The following is a 25,405-nucleotide window of genomic DNA, read 5'->3' on the forward strand; positions in this document are numbered from 1 at the left end:
AAAGTTGCAGCAATGACTCATACACACGGCTTAACCCATGAGTGAACCCTGACCTTGATAGAAGACCAAGGGTTTCTATATTCGATTACAATCCAGGCATACCTAACCGATTATTCAATCGGAAACAGAAAACAGGCCACAATTGCCCATTTTCTACGATGAAACATTTTATTGGTGGAGGCGCTATTAGAGGATATAATATCCTCAATGGCTAGGCTGGTTATTCAACATGATAGGATGGCATGAAAACACTGTTTGATGAAATTCGGATTGGTTCCTTAGTCGCCAGAAACAGGTTGTGGCGAGCTGCCACCTGGCTCAATATGGCCGATGATAAAGGTCACCTGACCGCACGGCTTGAAAAGGTTTATCTCGATCTTGCAAAAGGAGGTGTCGGTACCATCATTACGGGGTACGCAAATGTGTTGGAAGAAGAGCAACCTAATCCACGAATGCTAGGAATCTACAATGATTCTTTTATCGCTGAATATCTCGATTTCACAAAAAAAATAAAAGCAGAAGGCGCGAACATCGTCATGCAGATCGCCTATGGCGGTTCCTTCACAGCCTTTCAGCCGGACTCCCGTGAGATATGGGGACCATCGCCTGTCCCCCACCCCTTAACCAAGGTTATTCCCACCGAAATGAGCCAGGACAACATCAACACGCTCATTTCAGCATTCGCTCTTGCTTCTGCTCGCGTGAAAGCATCCGGGTTTGACGGAGTGGAACTTCATGCAGCCCACTCCTACCTGTTAAGCCAGTTCCTTTCACCTTATTACAACCAGCGTACCGATCAATACGGCGGCCCCATCGAGAACAGGGCTCGTATTGTTATTGAAGTCCTGGATGCAGTTCGTAAGGAAGTTGGAGCCGATTATCCCGTTTTTATAAAGATGCATTGCACAGATGACTGGGCCGACAAAGGGTTGACGGAAGACGAGAGTCTGTATGTCGCGCAAGAGCTCGAAAAGAGAGGTATAGCCGCTATTGAATTCAGCGGTGGGAACCTTGATGATGAAGAATATCCAAATATGGGGCCAGGGCGAAAGGGTATTCTCAAGGTAGAAAAACAATCGTACTTCGCTGAAGCAACAGCACGGATCGCAGAACAACTCAAGGTTCCTGTCATATCCGTAGGCGGCCACAGGACTCCAGATAAACTGGAGGGAATACTTAACAGCACAAAGATAGAATGCTTTTCCCTCTCCAGGGTGCTCCATTCCGAACCTGATATTATCAACCGCTGGCAAAAAGACAAAACGGCTAAACCACGCTGTCTGTCATGCAATAAATGCTGGGATAAAAATGGGAACATCTGCATCCTGATCCGTGAGCCGATTATGGGCAGCCATGTTTCCATGTAAAAAAGAATCAATTGACAGAGTAGCATCAACCCGGATTTCTGATTAGGCCAAACGTTGCCTTATTCAAAGTGTTGGGTAGCAAATCATAGTCAGGCTATGTTTGCTGCCCCAACATCGCCATAGGCGGATTCCAACCAAATTGAAGCAATGTTCCTGAGAAACTTGTTGGTTCCCAACTGCTTCTGTCACCTGGCTTTATGAAGTCGTTGCCATCTTCAAACCAGAGGTTTTTATCAAGACCGAACCATATCTGGAATTTAACCTCAGCCATATGACGGATATTTCCAGGCTACTACTTCGAAATACAGTTTTGAGAATTGAAAAAATAACAGGTGCCGAGCTATGAGACGTGTTGATGTGGCCATCATCGGAGCAGGAACAGCGGGCCTTACTGCTCGCCGTGAAGTTGAGAAAAGAACACAAAATTATGTTGTCATCGATGATGGGCCATTGGGGACCACCTGTGCCCGTGTCGGCTGTATGCCCTCAAAAGTACTTATCCAGGTGGCGAACGATTTCGCCCGACGTCACCATTTGCAGGAGCAGGGTATTCATAACGGGTTACAACTGGCAGTGGATACAACTGAAGTGATGCGGCATGTTCGCAAGCTAAGAGACCGTTTTGTCGGCGGAGTACTCTCCGGTATGGCTCATTGGAGGGATACAAAACTGATCCGTAAAACTGCCCGCTTTATCGACCGGTATACCCTTGACCTGGGAGATGAACAAATTCATGCAGATACTATTATTATAGCGGTGGGAACAAGACCGATTGTCCCTGAACCCTTGAAAAAATATGCCTCTTTCATCATTGACACCAACGGTTTTTTCGAACTCGAAAGGCTACCGGCAAAGATTGCAGTGCTGGGTATTGGCGTTATTGGTCTCGAGCTGGGTCAGGCGTTGTCCCGGCTTGACATAAAGACCACAATAATTGGCAGACGAGCGAGGTTTGGTGGGCTCAGTGATCCTGAGATCAACGACTATATCGCCCGAAAATTTGCAGAACAGTTCGATGTATCACTTAATGATTATCTGATAAAAGGTATTTCAGACAATGGCAGCCTCAAGCTCATAACTGGTAAGCGAGAAATTGAGGCAGACCTTCTTTTGACAGCCCTGGGCCGACGTCCAAATCTTGACCGGCTAAATCTGGATATCCTTGATCTACCATTAGATAAACACGGCATCCCCTATTATCAGGAAGAAAATTTTAATATACCCGGTACCAATCTTTACCTGGTTGGTGATACAAATCTAAGGCGTCCCCTCTTGCATGAAGCCGCAGACCAGGGACGTATTGCCGGGTTTAACGCCGTTAATGATCCTCAATGTTTCAAGGAGCGAGTTCCTCTCTCTATAGCTTTCTGTGAACCGAACATTGCTTTCGTCGGCAGACGATACGAGGAGTTAATCCATAAAGGTATCGACTTTGTAACCGGCAAGGTTAGTTTTGAAGGCCAGGGCAGGTCAATTATAAAACTTGAGGAGATCGGAGTTCTGCACATATATGCCGAGCGATCGTCAGGCAAGCTGCTCGGCGCTGAAATATTTGCTCCCGACGGCGAACACCTTGCCCATCTTATATCCTGGGCAATCAGCTGCAATCTCACGGTCCATGAGACGCTGGCATTGCCCTTCTATCATCCCGTTATTGAGGAAGGGTTGCGCACCGCCATTCGCGACGCAGCCAGACAGGTAGAAGAGCCGCCCAGCCTGCTGGAAGTCTTCCGCTGTGAAGACAGTCCAATACGATAACAGACTCCTTATGGTCAGATCCCGGTATACTGCTATAAATAAGGACCGTTTCTTGTTCACGAGTAACAGCAGTAGAAAGTTGCAGTTTTATATGCAGACGTTTTTTTTGCGATAAGAAACGGCACTTATAACTCTCAAAGCTATCTGCGATACAGAGAGATACCTTTCTGGAGCTGCCGTGCGCTATTGGAGCATTCTTTTTTATTCCGAACTTCTCATGTCCTTTCAATATGTCGCATACTGATCCTTATAACCAGGTCTGACATTATCTCTTCTCATATATGTGGATAATAGCTGTAAGCTGGATATCCCGGTCATCAACCCGTTTAATCGGAAGCTGAATCGTATGACCGGATTTAACACCAGGCGGGTAGCTCAACAGCAGTTGCTGCTCCCCCGCAAGATACCCCGAACCGTTGCAGCGCCAGCATCCCTGAACACCACGGCTCCCTGAACTATTGCAGTTGGGACAGCGAATCTGCACCGGTATTTTGAGCCTGACATTGCCACCCTTCAGCGCCTGCGCACTGGTAAGCTGGACCTCTATGGTACTGTTGTGAGTATACCTTGGGTGCCGGTCTTCTTCAAAAGTCGATAACAGTCTGTCAAAAAAGCCGTCAAAGAGATCGTTATAGCTGTGAATTGAACGATCCAGAGACCTTATTCGGGTAGGTTTTGTTTCCTCTCTTGGAATAAGAGGTTCAACCCGGCCATGCGATGGCAAATCGACCGCATCCGGTTCATGATGTTGTACAGTAATTCTGTCCTGGAGGTGGCTGTCATAGCTTTTCCGCTGCGCCGGATCACCTAAGACCGAGTAGGCCTCATGAATTGCCTGGAACGGCATATGATTTTTCCCGTAATGATCCGGATGATACTCTTTGGCAAGTCTGCGATAGGCGGCCTTTATATCATCCTGTGTTGAACTGAATGGAATACCTAAAATAATGTAATAGTTTTTTGGCATTGCAGATCCTCCTGAAAAAGAACATACCTTCTGAAATTGTTCAGAAATATCCAGAGCAATAAGCCCTTCCATAAACTATATGAGCAAAGATCTATTTACTTTTTGAATGAGACCCTTGCCTTGCCGCCATTTTAGCTCTCCTCAGGTTCCGTCTCAGTAATTGATACAATGTATATGCCTTAAGGCTATTGAGGAGTGCAAAGGCCGCTGTACACATGATTGACTGTACCGCATGGAGTTCATCCGGGAGGCTTCGGTGCCAGTGAGTTCCATAATACGGTTAATCCGCTGAGCTGTTGGCGGGTGGGTCTGCAACCAGGCTGGTGCCTTGTAGCTCCAGGGCATAATAAAGAAATTTCGCCAATAGTAACGATGATACTTTTCAAGTCTGTATAGTGCCTGAGCCAATCCGGCAGGGTCCCCCGTCAGTTCACTGGCAACCACGTCCGCTTCAAACTCACGCGTTCTGGAAAGTGCCATCTGGAGCATCATGACAAGGGTCGGTGCAAAAATAATAAAGAGCAGGGGAGCCAAGGAAAACCTGACATTTCCCAAAATTATCAAGGGTAAGGCAAGAATCAAAATGACCTGACCAAACAGGGACATGAAACCGGTTATTCTCTGAACATGATGAGCAATGGCCATAACCCTCAGATCGTTGTTTTTGATATGCGCTGTTTCATGCCCCAGTATTCCTGCAATTTCACGTAGGTTCAGAGTCCGAAGCAAGGTGTCAGTAAGGACAATAACAGGCTTCGCTTTGTTGCCGCTGGCATAAGCATTCATGACTCCGGACTTTTCGTAATAAAGCATCGGAACACGCGATAGCCCGGCGCGTGCTGCAATTGTTGCTGCGATTCTATACAAACCCTGATGTGTCTCAGGAGAGAGCGGTTGCGCCCCTCTTGTGCGGAGCAGTCGCTCCAGGCCAATATTCCTTGAGAGAAGTAGAGATGCTGCACTACTTAACAAGGCTATCCAGATGCCGTCAGGCCCCATGACCATATACGCGACAAGCCCTGTCACAGACGCCATTATCACCAGCAAGCCCACAGTGTGAAACAAGTTTTTGATCCTATTATGAAACACAAGGTCTCTTTTCATGTTCTTACCTCGTCCTCTTTATACAAATGCTACCACTCTTCCATGGCCATGCCTTTTTCTATTATTTGATCAATCTCTTCAATATTCTTTTCAGTTAGCAGGAGCTGCTCTTCTATCATATCGAGAAGCTGGTCATTGGCTCCGAGAAGATCTCGGGTTCTTTTTTTCAGTCTCTCTCCGGCCCGTAGATACTCTCTCATCTCATTACGGATGAGTTTTCGTTTGTGATGTTTCTCGAGTTCTGTCTCGATAAGCGGCAGAAGTCGCCTGATGGATACCTCGACTATGATATCTCTTGGTATACTTAATTGTTTGGCGATGCTGTTTATGGCATTTAGAGAGTACCTGCTCAGTACAAAAGTTTTTTGTTTAACCTTGCCCCGGCTGGTGTTGTTTCTCCGGGCACTCCCTGCCAGCCGCTTCAGCTCCCCCGTGTCTTCTGTCAGCTGATCAAGCAGAGATTTCTGTTGGATTCCGAGCTGTCCGGAAATTACGCCAAGTAATTCAATAAGTTCTTTAGGTAGCCTAAAAGTGGCCCTGACCGACTGTTTATACAGTAGATCGTTTATAGTCAGGTCGCCAGCTGCATAATTTTTAGTATTCTCATTCACTGATTATTCCTCCATGATCTGACTTTATGAACTTTGCATTACTATGTCAACAGTTGTTGATAAAGTAATGATGTAGTTTTTTGTTAAAAAAGTAACCCATCGATATTGACAGATGTCGTGTCAGTATTATTTTCTGCGACACAAGGTGATAATCAACTACTGACAAGCAAACACACTGCGTAATAAGCACGTATTTACAAAGCTTTCAAAGTTGATTCGTGCAGCTTGAATCCATTGGGGATTCGGAGTGAGAACTCTAAAACAGGAGGAAAAGATTATGTGGACAAGAGCAAATGATATTGATCGTATGTTTAGTACCATGAATCTGTTGCACTCCAGGATAAACAGGTTGTTTCCGGATTTCGACAGATCATTCAGTACAGATCCAGGTTGGAAAATAGCGGAGGGAGCTCCTAAAACCAACATGTATGATCTTGGTGACAGATTACAGATTATTGCTGAGATCCCAGGTGTTGCGAAGGAAGACCTGGATATACGTATCCAGGGAAATTACCTTGAACTCAGCGGTTCACGCAAGTCGGATGCGCCTGAAGGATACAAGGCACACCGGATTGAGCGCGGTTCAAGCTCTTTCACCCGCAGCTTCACCCTCCCTGCGGATGTGAATGCAGAACGTGTTGAAGCTGTGCTGAAAAACGGCATACTCACCATGAACCTGCCTAAATCCGAGGCGGCAAAACCCAAGCAAATCACTGTCGGTTAATAATTTTCATGAACGCGTGATCCAAAATGGAGGAACTGTCATGAGCGATAAAAGAGACATTACCACCCGGCAAGAGTCAATGCCTGAACGCAGCAGTGAAATCCCGACCATCGCACCACTGGTTGATATCTATGAAAATGATGACGAAATCCTACTGCACGCAGATATGCCAGGTGTCAAAAAAGACGACATTACTATAAACATTGATAATGGCAAGCTCGAGATAACCGGGATGCGATCTTTGCAATCATCCGGCGCGACAGGATGGGAGGAGTTTGGCGAGGTAGAATACCAAAGGATATTTTCAGTCCCGCAGTCCATTGATGTCGACAAAGTTAATGCGGATCTCACAGATGGTGTTCTGAAGCTGTCTTTACCTAAAGCGGAAGCCGCTAAACCCCGCAGGATAGAGATTCGATCATAGTAACCGGGTATAAGCAGAACAACCTTTGATTTAAGGCTCCCTTGAAAAAGTGGGGCTACAACCAACAATAGACCTCTACAAAAAGAGGGTGACCTTTCATGGTTCACCCTTTTTTTGTCTATTCCAATTCTTCCATTATCCCTTCCTGAATAGAATCAGTCTACGTTAACCCCTCGTGGCATGGATGCAAAACGAGCACTTTTTTATGCTCAACAGGTTGAGCAAATCCAGATACGGCAATATTTGTCAGCGGCGTTCTGGAACTACCCCTAACCGGGCGGCTTGAAAATACGTAATCCGTCTTCTTCGTTTTACTTCTCACCAAGTGTGTAACACTCTCTTCTTCCTGCTTCTTTTTCTTCCTTTTTTCTTACCTGTTACAGTTCAAAATCAGTAAACATATCCCTCAGGAGGACACAGGGATATGGCACGGTCACGACGACGGAAATGTAAGCATTGCCGGGAGTTATTCATCCCGGATCATCGTAACAGAAATAAGCAGCGCTACTGCTCCAAACCGGAATGCAGGGTGGCAAGCAAAGCTGCCGCCCAGGAGAAGTGGCTGCAAAAAGAGGAAAACAAAAACTACTTTCGGGGACCGGATAATGTCCGTCGTGTACAGGCATGGAGAGAGCACAATCCAGGGTACCGGCAAAAGCAGCGATTAAGACGAAATGCGTTACAAGATCACTCGTCTGGAAATAACAAAAGAAAACAAGAGGATAAGCCAAAGTTAACGAAAGAGCCGTTACAAGATCTCTTGACGAGCTATCCCATCGTACTTGTGGGCCTATTGGCACATTTTAGCGGTTCACTGTTACAAGATGACATTGTCCATACCGGCCTTCGTCTGCAACAATTGGGGCGGGATATTCTTACCGAACCATCAATAGATAAAGGAGGTCGTCATGACAGTAGAAAAACAACCCATACTTCCGCACATGATCCGCAGGGTGCCGGAACAGTTCAGCTGGCTGGATCACCGCCTGGTCCGTGAGAAGTACATCGATCAGCTCAGCCACCAGGCATCGGCGCTGTACTTGTTCCTGGTTACGGTCTCAGACAATCAGGGACTGAGTTATTACAGTGAGAAAACCCTGAGCAAGCGGCTCAACATGGACACTCTCAGCCTGGCGGAAGCCAGGAGTATTCTGGTGCAGCACCGCCTGGTCGCGTACCGGAAGCCGTTATACCAAGTGCTGGCCCTGGAACAGCCCAGAGAACTGGCGCAGACGGATTCCGAGGCAACTTCACTCGGACAGATCCTGCAGCAACTGGCGGGAGGGGTACGATGATAACGTACGAGCAGTACTGCCGGATAAAATCCTACAGGGAAGAAGGGTTGAAAGCGGGTCAGATCGCAGAAAAGCTTGCGCTTAACCCCCGTACCGTCTCCAAGTGGATGGAACGAAATGGCTACCAGCCAAGGTTACCGGGCCATCGGACAAGTAAACTCGACCCCTATAAATGCGACATCCTGTCCATGCTGGAGCGACACCCTTTTACCGCCGCCCAGGTTTTCCAAAAGATCAAGGATCAAGGTTTTGACGGAGGCTATACCATCGTCAAAGAGTATGTCCGGAAAGTCCGGCCGAAACGGCATAAGCCTTATCTGAAGCTGAGCTTTGGCCCAGGTGAGTGTGCACAGGTGGACTGGGGCTCTTATGGCTCCATTCGCGTTGGAAGCACCCGGAGGCGGTTAAGCTTTTTTGTCATGGTGCTCTGTCACAGCCGCATGATGTATGCGGAGTTTACCGTCTCCCAGACCATGGAGCACTTTCTCGGTTGCCATCAGCGTGCCCTGCAGTACTTCGGCGGCGTACCCGACAAAATCATGGTCGATAACCTCAAGTCGGCGGTGCTGAGAAGGGTCACCGGACAAGCCCCGGTATTCAACCCAAAGTATCTGGATTTTGCAAACTACTACGGCTTCACCATTGTTCCCTGTGGTGTCGGTAAAGGTAACGAGAAAGGCATCGTAGAGAATGCTGTCGGTTACATCAAGAAGAACTTCCTGGCGGGACTCGATCCCGGTGACTTCAAGACCGTAAATCCGGCCGCTGCCCACTGGCTCGCCAACATTGCCAACGTCAGAAACCATGGGGAAACACGGAAAAGACCGAAGGATATGTTCGCAGAGGAGCAGCTGTCCGGGTTGCCGTCCGAACCCTACGATATCGGTACGGTCTCCCAGATACGAGCAACCAGCCAGTTCCGCATAACCCTCGACACCAACCGTTATTCCGTCCCGGCGGAATATGCCGGAATCCGGCTGACGATGAAGACCTACCCGGACCGACTCTGCATCTATCATGACAACAAACTTATCGCCAGGCACACCAGAAGTTACGACAGGCATCAGGACATAGAGGATCCTGATCACCCGAAAGCACTGCTGCAACAGCGCCGTAAGGCTAAGGATCAGAAGGTCCTTATGCGCTTTCTGGCCCTGTCTTCACTCTCGGAACAGTACCACCAGGGGCTTGTCGAGAAAAACCTCAACACAATGCATCATATCAGGAAAATCGTCGGGTTATCGGAAATCTACTCGAAAGAGCGGGTGGCACGAGCCATGGCGGATGCCTTGGAGTTCCGGGCTTTCTCCTGTGACTATATCGCCAATCTCCTTGAGCAGAGAAAATACTTCACAGAACCACAGGGTGCCCTGCACCTGACCAGATCTTCCGACCTCCTGGATCTTGAACTCAAAGAGCCAAATATGGACGTGTACGCAAAGGGGAAAAAGGATGAATAGCAAACCGCAACACCTCACAGAGCAACTCGACTATCTCAAGCTGAGATTTATGGAAAACAATCACGAAGAACTTGCAGCGACGGCGGCCGGAAACGGTTGGAGCCACCAGGAATACTTTGAGCAACTTATCCGCGGGGAGACAGATCTGCGCTGGGACAATGCCATTCAGCGCCGGATCAGAATGGCTCGCTTCCCCGTCATTAAAACCCTCGATCAGTTCGAGTGGAACTGGCCGGAGCAAATCAACGAAATGCAAGTGAAGCACCTCTTCCGGCACAACTTTATTGCCGATAAAGCCAATGCCATCCTCCTTGGCGGCGTCGGCCTGGGTAAAACCCATCTTGCAACCGCTATCGGCTATGAAGCTTGCCTGCGTGGTTACTCCGTACTGTTTACTACGGCGGTTGATGTGATCAACACTTTGTCCGCTGCTCAAACAGGCGGACAACTGAAAACATGTCTAAAAAAATATCTCAAACCTTCCTTGCTGATACTCGACGAACTTGGGTACCTGCCAATAGATAAACGAGGAGCCGATCTGCTCTTCCAGGTGATCAGTAAACGGTATGAGAATGGAGCGATACTCATTACATCAAATCGGGCTTACAAGGACTGGCCGGCTATCTTCAATGATGATGCGACACTGACATCGGCAATGCTGGACAGACTCCTGCATCATGCGGATACGGTTGTTATTGAGGGGAAAAGTTACAGAATGAAGGCGCAGGTAGAAATGTAAAAAGGAAAGAACCAACCGTCGCCGGTGGTCGACTTACGGCGGCGGTTAAGTCGTGTTTAACGGCTGCACTTTCAAACCGCCGTTTCTTGGTACTTCGACGCCGCCGCTAACAATATTCAACATAAGAAAGATTAATAATATTGATAATACTCTCAGAAGAAAGAACTTGTGTGATGATTTGATCTATCTGTAAAGTATCGACCTTTGATCTATTCAGTTATGTCATTAATGTTAGTCATTTGCCAATCAAACCTTTTACTCCATCATTCTCGCAGAAATTTAGCACTTGACATGGTCATTTGGTCGTTTTACCATACGTTCACTAGAGGTGATGATATGAATGAAAAACAAAAAGCACTTATAGAAGCAAAGGCAAACGTCCTGAAAGCCCTTGGCCACCCAACCCGGCTGTGGATGGCTGAACAGCTTGCTGATGGTGAAAAGTGTGTCTGTGAACTTGCCGAGTTTATCGACGCCGACTTTTCTACCATTTCAAAACATCTTTCGGTCCTCAAGCAGGCCGGAGTGGTTGAAGATGAAAAACGCGGGAAGATGGTTTATTACCGGCTACGGGTGCCGTGCATCCTCGACTATATGCCCTGTATTGAAAAAGTGATTCGAGCTAAAATTGATGACCAGCTGCAACTGATACGCTAGCTTTTTTTAAACCTTGGTTGGTTAATTCGCCAAATGTAACAACATGGATTTAAGGTTATGAACTGGAAAACTGAATGGAAAAACCTCCTTTGGATTGTCTTAATTTTTATAGGCTGCTTTTACCTGCCGGTTGGGTATCAGCGTTTTGACAATGCAATGCTGGAAGCCTTTCACCTGGTAAAATGGTATGCGCAGGAACACGTCCTGCTTTGCCTTGTCCCCGCCTTCTTTATTGCCGGAGCAATTGGGGTTTTTGTCAGTCAGGCATCAGTCATGAAATATCTTGGTGCAGGTGCCAATAAGTTCCTTGCCTATGGAGTTGCGTCGGTCTCTGGCACCATCCTGGCTGTATGCTCCTGTACCATTCTTCCTCTTTTTGCAGGAATATACAGGATGGGAGCAGGGTTGGGACCTGCTACCGCTTTTCTCTATTCAGGTCCTGCGATAAATGTCCTGGCTATTGTGCTCACAGCAAGTGTGCTTGGCCCCAAGATGGGTATCGCCCGAGGTGTTGGTGCAGTTATTTTCAGTATTGTAATCGGTATCTTAATGGCATTTATCTTCAGGAAAGATGACCAGGCGAAAGCCGCTATTCCCATGGTCATGCCAGAGGATGAAGTCATCAGACCTTTGTGGCAGAACGGACTCTACTTTTTTTCCATGGTAGGTATCCTGGTTTTTGCGAACTGGGGGAAACCCCAGGACCCCAATGGGACCTGGGCTGTGATCCATGCCTCGAAATGGCTGCTTACCTCCGGTTTCGCCATCGCCTTTGCTCTCATCCTGGTTCTTTGGTTCAACCTGAAAGCCTGGAAAGTCATCACAACCGGTTTCGTTGTTGCCATTTCAGCATGGGCATTTCCGGCACAGCCGATCATCGCCTTTACCCTTGGTTTTATTGGCCTCGCTGTTATCACCAGTCTCGATAAGGGTGAGGGAGGAAGATGGTTCTCCTCATCCTGGGATTTTGCCAAGCAGATATTACCTCTCCTGCTTATAGGTGTATTTATCGCAGGAGCTCTACTGGGTCGTGTCGGGCACGAAGGACTTATACCTTCAGAATGGGTAGCCATGGCGGTCGGCGGCAACTCGTTACGAGCAAATTTCTTTGCCTCTTTTGCCGGTGCCTTTATGTACTTTGCCACACTGACGGAGGTACCGATCCTGCAAGGGCTGATCGGCAGTGGCATGGGCCAGGGACCTGCTCTGGCCCTGCTCCTGGCTGGCCCGGCGCTGAGTTTACCCAACATGCTGGTTATTCGATCCGTACTTGGCACCAAAAAAACAATTGTCTTTGTTTGTCTGGTTATTGTTATGGCCACGGTAAGTGGCGTGATCTTTGGAACATTCTTTTAACACCTTCACCGTAAGAGGTATAACATGAAGATTCAGGTTCTTGGACCAGGTTGTCCGAAATGTAACGAAGTTGCAAAAAATGCAATAGAGGCCGCACAGGCAGTAGGTCTTGATTACGAAATAGAAAAAGTTACCGATTTTAATGATATCATCAAGTTCGGCGTTATGATGACTCCCGGACTGGCTATTGACGGCGAGGTCAAATGTGTTGGCAAGGTACCAACTGTCGACGAAATTAAGGCTATGTTGGCCTGATCGCCTAGAGGTACGGAAAACAACAGATCAAATTCACTGAGGACGCGATCATGTTACTGGAAAACTACACTCTTGAAATTTTCAAGTCCCATTGTGATCCGGGTGCGAGGGGCGTACACTGTTACGCCCATCTGGATAATGATATTAGCAAGGTTTTACCGTACCTCAACACTGAACTCGGAGGCTTTATCTATACCGAAGACCCTCCGACCTTGACCCTGAAAGTCTATGGCAAACTCATCACCATTCACTCTCGTAAAATTGCCATCAATGCTCTGATGGATGACCAGGAGGCGGACAAGATTGCGAACTGGTTACAACGTGAAATTAACGAAACCTGGGAGCGACGGGATGAAATAGAGCCGAGCACCAAAAGCAGAAAGCAACCTGTACTCATGGAGATTTTCAAACTCCTCCCGCACACCAACTGTAAGGAATGCGATCAGCCGACATGCCTCGTTTTCGCATCGCTCGTTGTGGAGGGAGTGAAAGACCAGGATGATTGTCCGCCGATAGATCCAGAGAACAAAAAGAAACTGAGGGAATACCTCTCGGGATTTACCTTTGAGTGAGAGCCCGATACGACAGATACCATTTCAATCTACTGGAGTCAAATGTGAACCCCACGCCTCCCCTTATGAATATGCTTTTAATCATTCCCAGTGCGGACAACACCTATTTTGGACGATTGATCAGGGAGTGTACACAAGAACTCGAAGATGAGGGCAAAGCGATATCGACGGACTTATTTGATCTCAAGAATACTGACACCGTAAACAAACTCAAACAGCTGATGGAACATGCCGACAGATGCATCGCCGTTGATGATTCAGAAACAGGATCGCTCAGCTTACAGCTTGCCGAATTACAACTTCAGCCAGAATTCAAGTTGGCCCTTACAGATCTTGGGATTGAAGATTTGGGCGATTCTCCCTGCACCAATGAAGATCTCGACCTGGTCAAAGATGCAATTATCGCCTTCAGCACAAGATTATCGGAAAGAGTTCCCCGATTACCCGGATGCTGTTGCCAATAGACAAGAACCAAACGAATAGCACGACTACAACTGTAACTGACAGTCTGCACGGTCGAATCCTGCCCATAAAAAGTGGGTGTTTTTCAGGGAAAAGCTATAAGATAAACCAGTCATAAGACAACAGGAACACGACCTTCAATTCCGGAGAGGACCCGTTAATGGACATAACCGACGCAGAATCCAGGAGTTTCATGCTCGAGCTGTATTCAATGACTGAGGGAAATACTGATACACAGGTGTCCATGCACGACGTAGGAGAATCATTGGGGTTGGACCGGGATAACTCCTCGGCCATTGCGGAAGACCTCATCATTGATGAGTTTATCGAACTTAAAACCCTCTCGGGTGGCATCGGCATCACCCCAAAAGGGCTTGAAGCACTCCAACTTGCCGGCGTTGCAGGAGGCGGCAATGGGCTGGGAAGATTAAACGATGCGCCATTCCTGAACGATGGCGGGCTCAAAACACTCCACTTGCTGCTCACCAAGGTAAAGGAAGCCCTCTCTTCACCTGGCATATCATATGACCTGCTGGAAGAGATTATCCTCGACATCAAGACTGTTGAGGTTCAAACCCTCTCTGCCAGACCATCCACAAACGTTATACGGGCAATCCTGAAAAGCCTTGCGGCCCGTCTGCAGGTTGCAGGATTTGAAGCAATCAGTCGTGATGTGCTCAGCGTTGCAGACTAGCCCGAATGACACTGCCCGGTATGACTCAATTCAAAGACACGGAAATACAGGTACAATAAAGATGTTACACAGAGACTTACTGACTCTTGCAAACCTCCTTGACCCTGCCAACATCACCGCTGGTGAGCCTCACCTTAATACCGTGGGGATGGGTTGGCGATTTTGTCAGAATATCCTGCACAACTCCTTCCGTTAACAGGCCAGTTCTCTGATCCTTTTTCAGTACGATTTTTACCTGCTGACCTTTCTGTATATTTGACCGTTGTGTTCCACTCATATTGATACCTGCATTGCATTTGTTACATTTTTTACTTGCTTGAGCTGGAGACGGTGTAACCTCCTGGGCAACTCACACGGAGTGCCTGACTAGTTTCAAGAGAAACCCGACCTGCAACTCCCGCCGGAAAGTGCTCCCGCCGGCACAATACCCGTTCCACTTTTTTGCAGAAAACTGACCGCTGATGTTGTCCTCTCTATCTCCATACTCCCACAGAAGGTGCAGGTAACTGAGGTGGTGTCTTTGGTCTTGAGAATTTTATCAAATTCCTTCCCACACGCGCTGCAATAAAATCGGTATACCGGCATAAATTCCCTTACTGGCTCCACTTGCTTTTCGGCCATTTGTTAACTTCTAGAAATGTATGGTGGATTATCCCCCTGCATACACACAAACATCCTGGGATATACTATGTCCTGCAGTTGACATCAATATTTTGTTCAATCATCAATGCTGACCAGCAGCGGCAAAGAAGACTTTGTGCAGCACACATCCCAAATCATTTTTTATCAGGGCCGTATAGCCATTATGTGTCCCTTCTTGCCAGTATAAAAAATTCGCTCAGGTCCACATCCGTTTCCAACCTCCCAGGCCCCTGTAACAACATCCCCTTTATCATTCACCAGCCAATACCGACCCTCAATTCTAATCTTTACATTCCCATTATTCTTCATATCAAAAATCCCGAAAAGGTCATAAAGTTCCTGCTTGGTTGGCAGCCTCCAGTCACTGAATTCCCCTTCGTTAAGCCTCGAAAGATGCTGTTGAACATCTCCGGGAGAACTGAACTCCTTACTTCTCATCTTCGTCCACATGGTCCCTTTCAGGTGGTCAACAAAGTAGGAATCACCGGCAAGTGACAGCAGAGACTTTCGACTGTCCGCTCTCGCCGTGGTCGGTAAATTGTAGAGAAAATGTGTTGCTACCATCAACAGCAGTACAAGATGGACAGTTGTTTTCAATCCAGGTGTGCTTTTCATCCTCAGATACCCATCTTTTAGTATATCGGTACGAGTCCGTACCCTTGAGCCTGGTAGCCAATCAATGAAATAAGGGTATTACCGACAGGATCAACTGCCGCAAGGTACGTTTGATGATCGACCTTGAACAGACCGGCAGCAATTGAGCATGCCTCAAATCTGACTCCCCGGCTTTTTAGGTCCTTAATCAATCTTGCAGAGGTTTCGAGATACTGCAGATCCTCTTCAGAAAAAGACCATGTCTCTTTTGAAATATATCGAATAGAAGGCCCCCTAACAGCTACCACAAACTCCGGGTGCCCACCTTGGTCGACAATCCCCTTATGCGTTTTGCTTATTACCTCCAGGTAAAACGCAAATTTTTCAGGTTTACTCAACTGTATATCAAAAACGGCCTTAGCATCACTGACTCCGGTAAGCGCATACTGATCATTTACTTCGCTACGGGCAAGAGACGGCAGATATGCAAGTAACAGAGTAATCAAACTAATGAGCACAAGGGATTTACGATCAACATATCGAAACATTACAACCCTCCTCTTTTGATATTTCAGGAAATATTAGCCCAGAAACTTCATGAAAGGCTCCCGCTATTCCTTGAATAGTAGAGCATATCAGTCTGTTTTTGAGCGTTCTGCGGTTCCCCTTCCGGGTACACGTTGCAACCAAGGATTTTGAGGTCTTTCACTTTAACTTTTCACCCTTCGGGCCTGCGGACATGGCAGGTTCCCCTTCGTTGCAACAGGGAACGACCTATCCGAGGAAAGCTGCTTTTTGATGCACCTTGCATCACAGGCCATCTCGACTCGTGAGATCAAAGGGTTAGGAGCTGAACAATTCTCTTTCTCAACATGATTTGCAAAAAGTCATTTGAGAATGATAATCACTCACTCTTGATTCGCTTGGAATTTCTTTCCAATTACACAGTTCAAAACAGTTATGTGAAGAGTCTATGAAGGGGTAGCTGTACGTGGTATCCACCCATATTCAGGTACTTATTTGAGATATATTTCTACGTTGTGAGGCACACCCGGGGAGGAAGTAACGAAGTTGGCAATTTGCGGGCTGGATACAGAAAGGGCCTGCCGATATATCGGCAGGCCCTTGGGGACACATCAGCCTCAGACTATTGTCCTACCAACCATATGTTAAAAAGTCATGGATGGAATCTGCAGCCTCACGACCTGCTCCCATGGCAAGAATAACGGTGGCAGCACCGGTAACGATATCACCTCCGGCCCAGACACCTCTCTTGGTTGTTTTGCCTGTTTTCGGATCGGCGACTACATTACCCCATCGGTTCAGTTCCATATCGGGCGTTTCTGCAGTCAACAGCGGGTTGGCCCCGGATCCGACTGCTACGATACAGAGATCACAATCAAGAATGAATTCAGAACCTTCAATAGCCACAGGACGCCGACGACCGGAATCATCCGGTTCACCCAGTTCCATTTTCAAACACTCCATGGAGGTAAGACGGCCGTTTTCGTCGCCAATATATTTCGTCGGGTTTGTCAGGAGATACAGCTCAATTCCCTCTTCAACAGCATGATGGATCTCAGCACCTCTGGCGGGCATCTCATCACGTGAACGGCGGTAAACAACACGTACATTTTCAGCACCAAGACGCATCGCGGTACGGGCAGCATCCATAGCCACGTTACCGGCACCAAGTACCACGACGTTTTTTCCGATCGGAATCGGCGTATCGACCTTGGGATACTCGTACGCTTTCATCAGGTTGGCTCGGGTCAGGTATTCATTTGCGGAGAGAATACCAACAAGATTTTCACCAGGAATGTTCATGAAGCGTGGCAAACCGGCACCAACGCCGACATAGACCGCATCAAAACCCTGCTCGAACAACTCATCAACAGTGACAGACTTGCCGACAACAACATTACACTCTACCTTTACACCAAGTCTTTCAAGAAAATTCACTTCCTGGGCAACAATGGCCTTAGGCAGACGAAATTCAGGAATTCCATATACTAGAACACCACCCGGCTTATGAAATGCCTCAAAGATAGTGACGTCATGCCCTTTTACAATCAGATCTCCCGCAACGGTCAGGCCGGAAGGGCCGGAGCCGACGACAGCAACTTTCTTACCGGTTGATTCTGCGGTGGGAGGCAATTCACCAGTACCATTCTCTCTTTCATAATCTGCACAGAACCGCTCAAGGTTGCCAATAGCAACAGGCTCACCTTTTCGGCCGACAATACAGAGTCCTTCACACTGACTCTCCTGTGGACAGACGCGTCCACACACTGCAGGCAATGCGTTCTTCGTCCAAAGATGCCGGATGGCTCCCGTCATGTCGCCCTGGCTGAGGAGATCGATAAAACCCGGAATATCAACCCCGACAGGACATCCCTGAACACATGCCGGCTTTTTACACTGAAGACATCTAGCGGCCTCTTCCTGGGCCATTTTCACGGTATAGCCAGTGGGAACTTCAAGGAAATTTCGGGCCCGGACCTGAGCTTCCTGTTCGGGCATGGGGACTCTTGGATTCTTTTTCTTCGCTGCACTTTCCGCCATTACTTCCTCCATATACGTAAAACGATTGAATAAGTATGACTAACGCTTACTACATATAGTGTCTATGATGTATCCATAGTTGAAATACTATTTCAGGATGGCACTTCCGATCCGGACACATCTCTTCTCTTAATTACTTGGCATCACGAATCGTGCAGTAATCACTATGACATTTCTTTTCGTCGGCTTCGTATGCTCTCAGGCGCAGCATCAACTCGTCATAATCCACCTCGTGGCCGTCGAACTCAGGTCCGTCTACACATGCAAATTTGGTTTCGCCACCAACGGTAACCCTGCAACCACCGCACATGCCGGTGCCATCAACCATAATAGGGTTCAGGCTGACCAGCAGATCAACACCATACTCTTTGGTGATATTACTGACAGCACGCATCATGGGCACGGGACCAATGGCAACGACCTGCTTCACGTCACCCTGGTCGAGCACTTCTTTCATGACATCAGTAACAAACCCATGGTGTCCGTAGGAACCATCATCCGTACACAACCTGAGATCGTGGGAAGCCGACCTCATTTGATCTTCAAGGATGAGGAGATCTTTTGTCCGGGCGCCAATAATACAGGTAACCTCATTACCGACATCCTTTAAAGCACGAGTGATTGGATGAAGAACAGCCACACCGGTACCACCACCTACGCAGATAACCTTGCCCACCTTCTCCAGATGAGTGGCCTTACCCAGAGGCCCGATAACATCCTGGTAGCTGTCGCCAACCTTGAGGTCCCTGAATAAAGCAGTAGATTTACCGACAACCATATAAATGATGGTGACAGTCCCTGCTTCAGGATTCGTCTCGGCCATGGTAAGCGGAATACGTTCCCCTTCTTCATTAGCTTTCAGAATAACAAACTGACCGGGTTTTGCCTTACTGGCGATGTTTGGCGCCTCAATCTCATTGAGTATCACCGTTCCTTCCGCCATTTCCTCGCGTCTTACAATCTTGAACATACTGTCCTCCGGGTTAAGATATGCAGGATCGAACAGACGAATCGTGCCAGCGTAACGAGTATTCTTCGCTGCACATATTCGATATTTCGAACCACAATTGTGACACCAACTACACCCTCAATTGCCTAACAACAAACATTGGGAACCGGAACTCCGGAACCCAATGAGTTATTCTCACCAAATTTCTTTTATAAAAAGCCTGAGCCAACGCTTAGCTTATTTCCCGGCATCTCGTCAAGCCAGAAAAGTTCTTTTACATAAATTACTTAAAGATTTTTAACCTGCTCGGAACCTCGCCGCTCGCCCTTGTGCAAGTTAATCATCTTGGGCACCGTCCTCTCTTTTTGCCTAGCCTCTTCTTGGTGCCACATCGAAATTCGTGTAGATAATGCTTGACCCATAGTACATATGTGTATCATATAGTTCACATGTGCACCTGATTTACGCACAACATATACTAACAGATAGAAGCATGTGAATAAACCGTAATTCGCTTATCAGAGGAAAACTACCATGAGTAAACTTTATAAACTCTTCCAGACCGCAGGGAACGAGGTCTTCAGTCAAGAGGTTTCGAAGATAGCACCTTACTTTTCAACAATCGAGCCTTTCTTTAAGGAATTACGTCCGGGACATGCAGAGGTCACGGTCAAAAACCGGAAAGAGATTCATAATCACCTCGGGACCGTTCACGCCATTGCCATGTGCAATGGCGCTGAAGCTGCCGCAGGGCTTATGACCGAAGCATCAATACCAGCAGGTTTCAGGTGGATACCCATTGGAATGTCCGTCAAATACCTGGCCAAGGCAACCACCGATATCACCGTCATTGCGGATGGGTCAAATATTAATTGGGGAGAAGCCGGAGATAAGGATATTCCAGTCTCCATAAGAGATCAGGCAGGAACGGATGTCTGTAGTGCCACTATTACCGTCAAGATTAGCGAGATTAAATAATGGAAGGCTTATCCGATTACCAGCTCTTTTTTAAACTGAACCTGGTGCACCGGATTCTTATAAAAAACGTGGACAGGGAAATGGCCAACCAGGTCGGCGCTACTTCTACTCAGATAGCAGCTATATTTTATCTGCTTGAAAATGATGGTTGTCAGCTGGTTGATCTCAGCAGGGAGTTGCTGCAAAACAAATCAGCCATTACCACCCTTGTTGAAAGGATGATAAAAAACGGTCTACTCAGCAAAAAGCCCTGCACCAGGGACGGCAGGGCTTATCGGCTGTACCTCACGGCAAAAGGAAAAACAACAGGTGAGGCTGCCCTCCCCCATGTGGCTGATTACAACAGACAGCTGGCAGAAGGATTTTCTCCTGACGAGCTCGAAACCCTGCATAGTTTCTTCGATAAGGTCATGAACAGGTTTGGCATACCGATAGACAACTATTTCAAGAAAAAGTTATAGCGCCCAGTCACCCTATACGAATGTCCGCCGCACTTCAGCAGACACGTCCCGGGTCAGCTCCATCACTTTTCTGGCCTGGTCCGGGGTCACGGTACCCGTGCCGCAGCTTGGAGTTACAAAGCTTTGTCTGAAGATGGTTTCTTTTTTGATTCCGATCTGTTGCAGCGCCTCACACTGATCAAACCATTTTGTGACAAGTTCCTTGGTTGTCACCGTATCGATAAGCTCACCATCGGTGGGGACAATACCTGTGGCCAAAATTCCGCCACGATCAATAAATGCCTTTAACTGTTCTGGATACAGGACAAATTTATCAAAAAAGGAATACGCATCATAGCTCACAATATCCACACCCGCTTCAAACAAAAGCGACCATTCTGTATTGGCACAGACATGTACCCCTGTTAATCCGCCTTCAGCCTTGACCCCGGCAAAAGATTCCGTCAGGCAGGAAACTATATCGTCTGCAGTAATAGTAATAAAGGCAGAAGACCCAAAACCGGCAAGACCGGGTTCATCAAAAAAGACTATCGGGCGTGGGCAGATTTCAGCCATTTTTCGGGCCTGGTATTGCCCCTTCAGGTTTATCATCTTGACGGCCGCATCTCGCAACTGATCGTTATAAAAAATGGCACGTCCAGCACGGTCAACTACCCCGGTGCAGAAAGTTATCGGCCCGGTCAGCTGGCCTTTAAGGGCCTTCAGTCCGTCGCGTCTCTCATGGGCAACAGACAAAAACTCAAAAAATCCACGAGCTACATCTTCCTTCAGGGCAAACCGTGATTCTTCGATATCACCGCCACCTTCGGTAACCAGTAGGTACTCTTCGAAAAAGGCGAGGAATTCCATATCGAAATTATCACCCTCCGAATCAATAAACAATTTTTCATCCTCCACTGTTACACCTGGAAAACCCGGGATAAACTGAGGAATCATCCCCTCCTCCCTGTAGTGAGGGAGTTGCGGCCATATGGGAATTTCCGGGGTATGATCGAAAATCATCCGAGCGGCCTGGCCATGATCTTTAAGAGGAACACTGCCAATAAGGAGCGGGAGCGAGTTAGGTGTAAAATCAGACATATGAAAAACCTTAATGTTAAAATGATTCTTTACGGTTACGACCGGGTACAATGTTAAAAGAAATAAAGAATAGTACAGCTCTGGTGTTTGTCACGTATTTAATTACTTTTCGATCCTGACGATTGGCGATTTCAGATGTTTTTAACGTCTTCTACCGGAATGTGGCATTTTTTGCTGGCTAAACGGATCCTGGTGCTTATTTTACAGATATTGCTTTAATACACGGGTATTCCATCGAATTTGCATGAATGTAAGATATTGCTCCAAGATGGTATGGATTTATCTAGCCATAAAGAAAGCACCCACAAAGAGGAGACACCGATGAAAATTGCAATTGATAAGAACGTTGTTGAAATCACACCTGAAAGCAGTCAGGAAACGGAACAGCTTGATAGTCTTTGGAAAGTTGTCGTTGACTGCATGGCATCCAACAAAAAACTGGTACCGATTGGCGAATTTGTACCGGGCAAAACTGAACTTGCTCGCTTTGCAATCGAAGAGTAACATCATAGGCCCCAACACCAAGCGGCCGTCTCTGTTTTACGGCCGCTTTTATATCCGCTCAAATAATTAAGAACTGCCTCCCAAAAGGCAGATGACTACAATGTAACACTCTCTTTGGTTTTCGTATTTCCACCTATCGTTTCCCACACGATAACAAGTAGTTCCAAAAGATGCGCTCTACCTGCATCGAGGTATTCACTAACACTTAGTTATTGTTTCATTTTTTTTGATATACCCACATCCCAAAGCCTCTCTTGACAATTATTAGCCCCCCCTTACATCCGCAAACCCTCTGAACTCCAAGGATTAAGCTTACGTGCACGTTACATCCCATCGTTCTCGCAACATATTCAAGACGTTGACGCCGTTTCTAAGCAACGACTAATCATTTGACTTTTACCAACCCGGTCTGTAGAAAGATACAGACTGAATGGTAAGAAGAGGAGCTCTGAAACGTTTCCCTTTTCCAATCTGCACACCGGAAAATTCGGTTTCATTGTTCCTGAAACGGACGACCTGAAACACAGCAGTGGTATGGTACAAAAATCGCCATTACAAACCCTGCCTCACCCCGGTTGCCACCCTCGGCAGCAAGGTCGTATTGTTCCCTTTTCCCCAAAAAGATTCGCATGCACCCGAACGAACCGAAAACATAAAGTAATTTGTGTATCGGGACCGTTCTTTCATGCTGAAACTCAGGGATTTCTTGCTGTCTTTTTCACAAACATTGTACGCCTTGTAACTAAGAACATGGCAACAACACCAAATTTCCAACAAACGGAGGTGCATTCCAAAGGTAAGTGGCAGTTACAGAACTGTCCGGCCAGAGATGTTGTTTGTTCTGACTGACAATCGAATTTTCCTGTCACATTACTGATGACGGGGTAGAACGAGGATTGAGTTTATGGCAGAAAGCAGTATCAAAATCAAAGGAAAGAAAGAAAACTTCTTCATAGACCAGGTGAAGGAACTTCTCCCGGAAGGGGGAAACCTGAACCTCTGTCTCACCTGCGGCGCTTGCGCGTCCGGCTGCCCGGCCACCGGCCTGGCAGATATGGATCCCAGGAAATTCCTGCGCATGTGTGCCATGGGTATTGAGGATGTTACAAAGTCACCGTGGGTCTGGATGTGTACCATGTGCCAGAGATGTATCTACGTGTGTCCCATGAAAATTGACATTCCCCAGTTGGTTTTCAATGCCCGAGCCACCTGGCCGAGGGATGAGCGCCCCAAAGGAATCCGGGATTCCTGTGACATGGCTCTCAGAAACCCTTCCAACAGCGCCATGGGAACAGCTCCTGACGACTTCATCTTTGTGGTTGAGGACGTCCTTGAAGAGTACAAGGAGTCACAACCCGAGTTCAAGGACATGGTCGCCCCTATTGACAAAGAGGGTACCCACTTCTTCCTTAACCAGAACTCCCGGGAACCGGTAACTGAACCCGACGAGATGGTTCCTCTCTGGAAAATCCTGCATCTAGCAGGTGTGGATTGGACGTACGGTTCCAAGGGATGGGCTGCAGAGAACTACTGTCTGTTCCTTGCCGACAACAAGTGCTGGGAACACGTAACAAGGGTCTCGGCCAAACAGGCTGATGATTTAGGGTGTAAGGTCTTTCTCAATACGGAATGAGGACACATCACATTCTCAGTCCGGGCCGGACTGAAAAAATTCGGTATTGACCACAACTTTGAAGTTGCATCCATATACACCTACTACGCCAAGTGGATACGTGAGGGACGTCTGAAGGTAAACTCTGACTGGAATAAGGACAGGAAGATCAAGTTCACCGTCCAGGATCCATGTCAAATTATTCGCAAAGGTTTTGGCGATGCTGCAGCCGACGATCTCCGATATGTAGTCAAATCTGTTGTCGGAGAAGAAAATGTCGTTGAAATGACACCCAACAAATCTAACAACTTCTGTTGCGGCGGAGGTGGAGGCTTTCTACAATCCGGTTTTACCGATGAACGCCGGGAATACGGCAAGGTCAAATTCGACCAGATCCAAGCCACCGGAGCAGATTACTGTATAACAGGCTGTCACAACTGTCACGCCCAGGTTCATGATATCGGCCACCATTATGGCGGCACATACAACACTGTGCATCTGTGGACACTCATCTGTCTCTCTTTAGGGATTCTCGGACCAAACGAAAGAGCCTATTTAGGAGACGACCTGAAGGAAGTTGATGTATTCCATCCTGAAAGCTCCTTGTTCTAATAAGTTCAGGGAAAACGTGAGGAATAAAATCAATCCGACAGGAACTGATATGGAGGAATCAAAAAACGTATGAGTTTTCAAAAGCGATTAACAGCAAACGAGTTTGTAGTCCTGGCCGAGATGCACACGCCCAAGGGTGTCAATATTTCCAGGCTGGTCAATGACGCACGCCGAATCAAGGGCAGGGTAGATGCCATTGTGATCCCCGGTATGGACAATGGTATTATGCGGATGAGTTCAATTGCCGGCGGCGTTTTGATGCAGCAGCAGGGAATCGAATCCATAATCCATGTATATTGCCGCGACCGCAACCGCATGGCCCTGCAGGGAGATCTTCTTGCCGCCCATGTACTCGGCATTCAGAATATCGTTGTAGCGCATTCTATTGATATTACCGAGGGCGACCACAGGGAAGCTTCTCCAGTGAATGATATCGATGAAACTACTCTTGTCAAAGCCATCACCACGCTCCAGAATGGAAAGGATATGGAGGGATTTGAACTTGATGGAATCCCGACCTTCAACACCGGTTGCACCATCGCCCCATTTAGTGATGATAAAGAACTGCAGGAGCAACTCGAACTGGCAAAAGCCAAAATCGAGGCCGGTGCTAAATATATCATCACCCCACCTGTCTTTGATGTCGCCTACTTTAATGAAGTATATGCGAAGATCAAGGAACTAGGTGTGCCGGTTATACCCACGGTATTCCTCATTAAATCACTGGCCATTGCCCAGTATATCGCCAACACGGATTCCAGTGCAAAGATTTCTGATGAAATGATCAGCAGGATCCGTAAATCCTCAAACCGCGAGCTGGAAGGTATCAAAATTGCCGGCGAAACCATCGCGTCTTTAAAGGACATCGCACAAGGTGTTCTGGTCCAGACACTCGGCTGGGAATATAAATTGCCGGAAATCCTCGATGCGGCGGGATGTTAGACGATTTAATGATAGCAATAA

30 protein-coding genes are annotated in these 25,405 nt (G+C 47.3%); 19 read left to right on the forward strand and 11 right to left on the reverse strand.

Features of this window, described 5'->3' with window-relative positions; genetic code table 11:
- Positions 1-242 precede the first annotated feature (242 nt).
- Positions 243-1,367, forward strand: coding sequence for an NADH:flavin oxidoreductase (locus GA520_RS13080; protein ID WP_163340784.1), 1,125 nt, complete (start codon positions 243-245; stop codon positions 1,365-1,367).
- A 94-nt stretch (positions 1,368-1,461) separates the two neighbouring features.
- On the opposite strand, the gene GA520_RS13085 is transcribed toward GA520_RS13080, so the two are convergent.
- Positions 1,462-1,638: a hypothetical protein gene (locus GA520_RS13085; protein WP_163340786.1), complete on the reverse strand. Its 177-nt coding sequence runs from the start codon at positions 1,636-1,638 to the stop codon at positions 1,462-1,464.
- A 71-nt stretch (positions 1,639-1,709) separates the two neighbouring features.
- Between GA520_RS13085 and GA520_RS13090 the strand changes: the two genes are divergently transcribed.
- The gene (locus GA520_RS13090) at positions 1,710-3,125 is read left to right on the forward strand and encodes a dihydrolipoyl dehydrogenase (RefSeq protein ID WP_163340788.1); all 1,416 of its coding nucleotides are present in this window, start codon (positions 1,710-1,712) and stop codon (positions 3,123-3,125) included.
- Positions 3,126-3,390: 265 nt separating this feature from the next.
- Here GA520_RS13090 and GA520_RS13095 read toward each other — a convergent pair whose 3' ends face one another.
- The 3 genes from GA520_RS13095 to GA520_RS13105 all read right to left on the reverse strand — a co-directional run bounded on the left by GA520_RS13095 (position 3,391) and on the right by GA520_RS13105 (position 5,807).
- Entirely contained in the window at positions 3,391-4,092 is a 702-nt protein-coding gene (locus GA520_RS13095) for a DnaJ domain-containing protein (protein ID WP_163340790.1), read from the reverse strand.
- Between the two features lie 153 nt (positions 4,093-4,245).
- Entirely contained in the window at positions 4,246-5,127 is an 882-nt protein-coding gene (locus GA520_RS13100; RefSeq protein ID WP_163340792.1) for a zinc metalloprotease HtpX, read from the reverse strand.
- Positions 5,128-5,225: 98 nt separating this feature from the next.
- A complete protein-coding gene (locus tag GA520_RS13105) occupies positions 5,226-5,807 on the reverse strand; it encodes a hypothetical protein (protein WP_163340794.1) in 582 nt (193 codons plus the stop codon).
- Positions 5,808-6,084: 277 nt separating this feature from the next.
- Between GA520_RS13105 and GA520_RS13110 the strand changes: the two genes are divergently transcribed.
- The 12 genes from GA520_RS13110 (at position 6,085) to GA520_RS13165 (ending at position 14,445) form a co-directional block, all read left to right on the forward strand.
- The gene (locus GA520_RS13110) at positions 6,085-6,531 is read left to right on the forward strand and encodes an Hsp20/alpha crystallin family protein (protein ID WP_163340796.1); all 447 of its coding nucleotides are present in this window, start codon (positions 6,085-6,087) and stop codon (positions 6,529-6,531) included.
- A gap of 40 nt (positions 6,532-6,571) precedes the next feature.
- Positions 6,572-6,955, forward strand: a complete 384-nt coding sequence (locus GA520_RS13115) for an Hsp20/alpha crystallin family protein (RefSeq protein WP_163340798.1) — start codon at positions 6,572-6,574, stop codon at positions 6,953-6,955.
- 424 nt (positions 6,956-7,379) lie between these two features.
- Positions 7,380-7,952 (forward strand): hypothetical protein, encoded by a 573-nt coding sequence (locus tag GA520_RS13120; RefSeq protein WP_205749431.1) that lies wholly within the window; start codon positions 7,380-7,382, stop codon positions 7,950-7,952.
- A complete protein-coding gene (locus tag GA520_RS13125) occupies positions 7,864-8,250 on the forward strand; it encodes a hypothetical protein (protein ID WP_163341153.1) in 387 nt (128 codons plus the stop codon). The genes GA520_RS13120 and GA520_RS13125 overlap by 89 nt, the downstream gene beginning before the upstream one ends.
- The gene (istA, locus tag GA520_RS13130) at positions 8,247-9,710 is read left to right on the forward strand and encodes an IS21 family transposase (protein ID WP_163341155.1); all 1,464 of its coding nucleotides are present in this window, start codon (positions 8,247-8,249) and stop codon (positions 9,708-9,710) included. Before GA520_RS13125 ends, istA begins: the two co-directional genes overlap by 4 nt.
- Positions 9,703-10,449, forward strand: a complete 747-nt coding sequence (istB, locus tag GA520_RS13135) for an IS21-like element helper ATPase IstB (protein ID WP_163341158.1) — start codon at positions 9,703-9,705, stop codon at positions 10,447-10,449. Before istA ends, istB begins: the two co-directional genes overlap by 8 nt.
- Before the next feature lie 336 nt (positions 10,450-10,785).
- Positions 10,786-11,106: a metalloregulator ArsR/SmtB family transcription factor gene (locus tag GA520_RS13140; RefSeq protein WP_163338454.1), complete on the forward strand. Its 321-nt coding sequence runs from the start codon at positions 10,786-10,788 to the stop codon at positions 11,104-11,106.
- 57 nt (positions 11,107-11,163) lie between these two features.
- Positions 11,164-12,462 (forward strand): permease, encoded by a 1,299-nt coding sequence (locus GA520_RS13145; protein ID WP_163338453.1) that lies wholly within the window; start codon positions 11,164-11,166, stop codon positions 12,460-12,462.
- Positions 12,463-12,486: 24 nt separating this feature from the next.
- Positions 12,487-12,717 carry a thioredoxin family protein gene (locus GA520_RS13150; RefSeq protein WP_163338452.1) on the forward strand — a complete coding sequence of 77 codons (231 nt, stop codon included), beginning with the start codon at positions 12,487-12,489 and terminating at the stop codon, positions 12,715-12,717.
- A gap of 50 nt (positions 12,718-12,767) precedes the next feature.
- Positions 12,768-13,289 (forward strand): (Fe-S)-binding protein, encoded by a 522-nt coding sequence (locus GA520_RS13155; RefSeq protein WP_163338451.1) that lies wholly within the window; start codon positions 12,768-12,770, stop codon positions 13,287-13,289.
- 44 nt (positions 13,290-13,333) lie between these two features.
- The gene (locus GA520_RS13160; protein ID WP_163338450.1) at positions 13,334-13,753 is read left to right on the forward strand and encodes a hypothetical protein; all 420 of its coding nucleotides are present in this window, start codon (positions 13,334-13,336) and stop codon (positions 13,751-13,753) included.
- 158 nt (positions 13,754-13,911) lie between these two features.
- Positions 13,912-14,445, forward strand: coding sequence for a hypothetical protein (locus GA520_RS13165; protein ID WP_163338449.1), 534 nt, complete (start codon positions 13,912-13,914; stop codon positions 14,443-14,445).
- A 76-nt stretch (positions 14,446-14,521) separates the two neighbouring features.
- Here GA520_RS13165 and GA520_RS13170 read toward each other — a convergent pair whose 3' ends face one another.
- The 6 genes from GA520_RS13170 to GA520_RS13195 form a co-directional block, all read right to left on the reverse strand.
- A complete protein-coding gene (locus GA520_RS13170) occupies positions 14,522-14,722 on the reverse strand; it encodes a YwbE family protein (RefSeq protein WP_163338448.1) in 201 nt (66 codons plus the stop codon).
- A 95-nt stretch (positions 14,723-14,817) separates the two neighbouring features.
- Positions 14,818-15,066: a zinc ribbon domain-containing protein gene (locus GA520_RS13175; protein ID WP_163338447.1), complete on the reverse strand. Its 249-nt coding sequence runs from the start codon at positions 15,064-15,066 to the stop codon at positions 14,818-14,820.
- A 165-nt stretch (positions 15,067-15,231) separates the two neighbouring features.
- A complete protein-coding gene (locus tag GA520_RS13180) occupies positions 15,232-15,702 on the reverse strand; it encodes a DUF1566 domain-containing protein (RefSeq protein WP_163338446.1) in 471 nt (156 codons plus the stop codon).
- A 17-nt stretch (positions 15,703-15,719) separates the two neighbouring features.
- Entirely contained in the window at positions 15,720-16,229 is a 510-nt protein-coding gene (locus tag GA520_RS13185; protein WP_163338445.1) for a DsrE family protein, read from the reverse strand.
- A gap of 607 nt (positions 16,230-16,836) precedes the next feature.
- Positions 16,837-18,246 (reverse strand): NADPH-dependent glutamate synthase, encoded by a 1,410-nt coding sequence (gene gltA, locus GA520_RS13190; protein WP_163338444.1) that lies wholly within the window; start codon positions 18,244-18,246, stop codon positions 16,837-16,839.
- 133 nt (positions 18,247-18,379) lie between these two features.
- Positions 18,380-19,216, reverse strand: a complete 837-nt coding sequence (locus GA520_RS13195) for a sulfide/dihydroorotate dehydrogenase-like FAD/NAD-binding protein (RefSeq protein WP_163338443.1) — start codon at positions 19,214-19,216, stop codon at positions 18,380-18,382.
- Between the two features lie 513 nt (positions 19,217-19,729).
- Here GA520_RS13195 and GA520_RS13200 point away from each other — a divergent pair.
- On the forward strand, positions 19,730-20,173 hold the full coding sequence (locus GA520_RS13200; RefSeq protein ID WP_163338442.1) for a hotdog fold domain-containing protein: 444 nt from the start codon (positions 19,730-19,732) through the stop codon (positions 20,171-20,173).
- Entirely contained in the window at positions 20,173-20,634 is a 462-nt protein-coding gene (locus GA520_RS13205; protein WP_163338441.1) for a MarR family winged helix-turn-helix transcriptional regulator, read from the forward strand. Before GA520_RS13200 ends, GA520_RS13205 begins: the two co-directional genes overlap by 1 nt.
- Before the next feature lie 12 nt (positions 20,635-20,646).
- Here GA520_RS13205 and GA520_RS13210 read toward each other — a convergent pair whose 3' ends face one another.
- On the reverse strand, positions 20,647-21,714 hold the full coding sequence (locus tag GA520_RS13210; RefSeq protein ID WP_163338440.1) for a hypothetical protein: 1,068 nt from the start codon (positions 21,712-21,714) through the stop codon (positions 20,647-20,649).
- Between the two features lie 321 nt (positions 21,715-22,035).
- Here GA520_RS13210 and GA520_RS13215 point away from each other — a divergent pair, with 321 nt between their 5' ends.
- The 3 genes from GA520_RS13215 to GA520_RS13225 all read left to right on the forward strand — a co-directional run bounded on the left by GA520_RS13215 (position 22,036) and on the right by GA520_RS13225 (position 25,384).
- Entirely contained in the window at positions 22,036-22,218 is a 183-nt protein-coding gene (locus GA520_RS13215) for a hypothetical protein (RefSeq protein ID WP_163338439.1), read from the forward strand.
- 904 nt (positions 22,219-23,122) lie between these two features.
- A complete protein-coding gene (locus GA520_RS13220; protein ID WP_163338438.1) occupies positions 23,123-24,442 on the forward strand; it encodes a (Fe-S)-binding protein in 1,320 nt (439 codons plus the stop codon).
- Between the two features lie 69 nt (positions 24,443-24,511).
- Positions 24,512-25,384: a methylenetetrahydrofolate reductase gene (locus GA520_RS13225; protein ID WP_163338437.1), complete on the forward strand. Its 873-nt coding sequence runs from the start codon at positions 24,512-24,514 to the stop codon at positions 25,382-25,384.
- Positions 25,385-25,405: the final 21 nt, after the last annotated feature.

It is taken from the genome of Desulfopila sp. IMCC35008 (assembly GCF_010646885.2).
GTDB lineage: Bacteria > Desulfobacterota > Desulfobulbia > Desulfobulbales > Desulfocapsaceae > Desulfopila.

Excerpts from the sequence above, each read along its gene's own strand:
- GA520_RS13080 (WP_163340784.1), top strand. The coding sequence starts at position 243 with ATGAAAACACTGTTTGATGAAATTCGGATTGGTTCCTTAGTCGCCAGA.
- GA520_RS13085 (WP_163340786.1), bottom strand. The coding sequence starts at position 1,638 with ATGGCTGAGGTTAAATTCCAGATATGGTTCGGTCTTGATAAAAACCTC.
- GA520_RS13090 (WP_163340788.1), top strand. The coding sequence starts at position 1,710 with ATGAGACGTGTTGATGTGGCCATCATCGGAGCAGGAACAGCGGGCCTT.
- GA520_RS13095 (WP_163340790.1), bottom strand. The coding sequence starts at position 4,092 with ATGCCAAAAAACTATTACATTATTTTAGGTATTCCATTCAGTTCAACA.
- GA520_RS13100 (WP_163340792.1), bottom strand. The coding sequence starts at position 5,127 with ATGGCGTCTGTGACAGGGCTTGTCGCGTATATGGTCATGGGGCCTGAC.
- GA520_RS13110 (WP_163340796.1), top strand. The coding sequence starts at position 6,085 with ATGTGGACAAGAGCAAATGATATTGATCGTATGTTTAGTACCATGAAT.
- GA520_RS13115 (WP_163340798.1), top strand. The coding sequence starts at position 6,572 with ATGAGCGATAAAAGAGACATTACCACCCGGCAAGAGTCAATGCCTGAA.
- GA520_RS13120 (WP_205749431.1), top strand. The coding sequence starts at position 7,380 with ATGGCACGGTCACGACGACGGAAATGTAAGCATTGCCGGGAGTTATTC.
- GA520_RS13125 (WP_163341153.1), top strand. The coding sequence starts at position 7,864 with ATGACAGTAGAAAAACAACCCATACTTCCGCACATGATCCGCAGGGTG.
- istA (WP_163341155.1), top strand. The coding sequence starts at position 8,247 with ATGATAACGTACGAGCAGTACTGCCGGATAAAATCCTACAGGGAAGAA.
- istB (WP_163341158.1), top strand. The coding sequence starts at position 9,703 with ATGAATAGCAAACCGCAACACCTCACAGAGCAACTCGACTATCTCAAG.
- GA520_RS13140 (WP_163338454.1), top strand. The coding sequence starts at position 10,786 with ATGAATGAAAAACAAAAAGCACTTATAGAAGCAAAGGCAAACGTCCTG.
- GA520_RS13145 (WP_163338453.1), top strand. The coding sequence starts at position 11,164 with ATGAACTGGAAAACTGAATGGAAAAACCTCCTTTGGATTGTCTTAATT.
- GA520_RS13150 (WP_163338452.1), top strand. The coding sequence starts at position 12,487 with ATGAAGATTCAGGTTCTTGGACCAGGTTGTCCGAAATGTAACGAAGTT.
- GA520_RS13155 (WP_163338451.1), top strand. The coding sequence starts at position 12,768 with ATGTTACTGGAAAACTACACTCTTGAAATTTTCAAGTCCCATTGTGAT.
- GA520_RS13165 (WP_163338449.1), top strand. The coding sequence starts at position 13,912 with ATGGACATAACCGACGCAGAATCCAGGAGTTTCATGCTCGAGCTGTAT.
- GA520_RS13170 (WP_163338448.1), bottom strand. The coding sequence starts at position 14,722 with ATGAGTGGAACACAACGGTCAAATATACAGAAAGGTCAGCAGGTAAAA.
- GA520_RS13175 (WP_163338447.1), bottom strand. The coding sequence starts at position 15,066 with ATGGCCGAAAAGCAAGTGGAGCCAGTAAGGGAATTTATGCCGGTATAC.
- GA520_RS13180 (WP_163338446.1), bottom strand. The coding sequence starts at position 15,702 with ATGAAAAGCACACCTGGATTGAAAACAACTGTCCATCTTGTACTGCTG.
- GA520_RS13185 (WP_163338445.1), bottom strand. The coding sequence starts at position 16,229 with ATGTTTCGATATGTTGATCGTAAATCCCTTGTGCTCATTAGTTTGATT.
- gltA (WP_163338444.1), bottom strand. The coding sequence starts at position 18,246 with ATGGCGGAAAGTGCAGCGAAGAAAAAGAATCCAAGAGTCCCCATGCCC.
- GA520_RS13195 (WP_163338443.1), bottom strand. The coding sequence starts at position 19,216 with ATGTTCAAGATTGTAAGACGCGAGGAAATGGCGGAAGGAACGGTGATA.
- GA520_RS13200 (WP_163338442.1), top strand. The coding sequence starts at position 19,730 with ATGAGTAAACTTTATAAACTCTTCCAGACCGCAGGGAACGAGGTCTTC.
- GA520_RS13205 (WP_163338441.1), top strand. The coding sequence starts at position 20,173 with ATGGAAGGCTTATCCGATTACCAGCTCTTTTTTAAACTGAACCTGGTG.
- GA520_RS13210 (WP_163338440.1), bottom strand. The coding sequence starts at position 21,714 with ATGTCTGATTTTACACCTAACTCGCTCCCGCTCCTTATTGGCAGTGTT.
- GA520_RS13215 (WP_163338439.1), top strand. The coding sequence starts at position 22,036 with ATGAAAATTGCAATTGATAAGAACGTTGTTGAAATCACACCTGAAAGC.
- GA520_RS13225 (WP_163338437.1), top strand. The coding sequence starts at position 24,512 with ATGAGTTTTCAAAAGCGATTAACAGCAAACGAGTTTGTAGTCCTGGCC.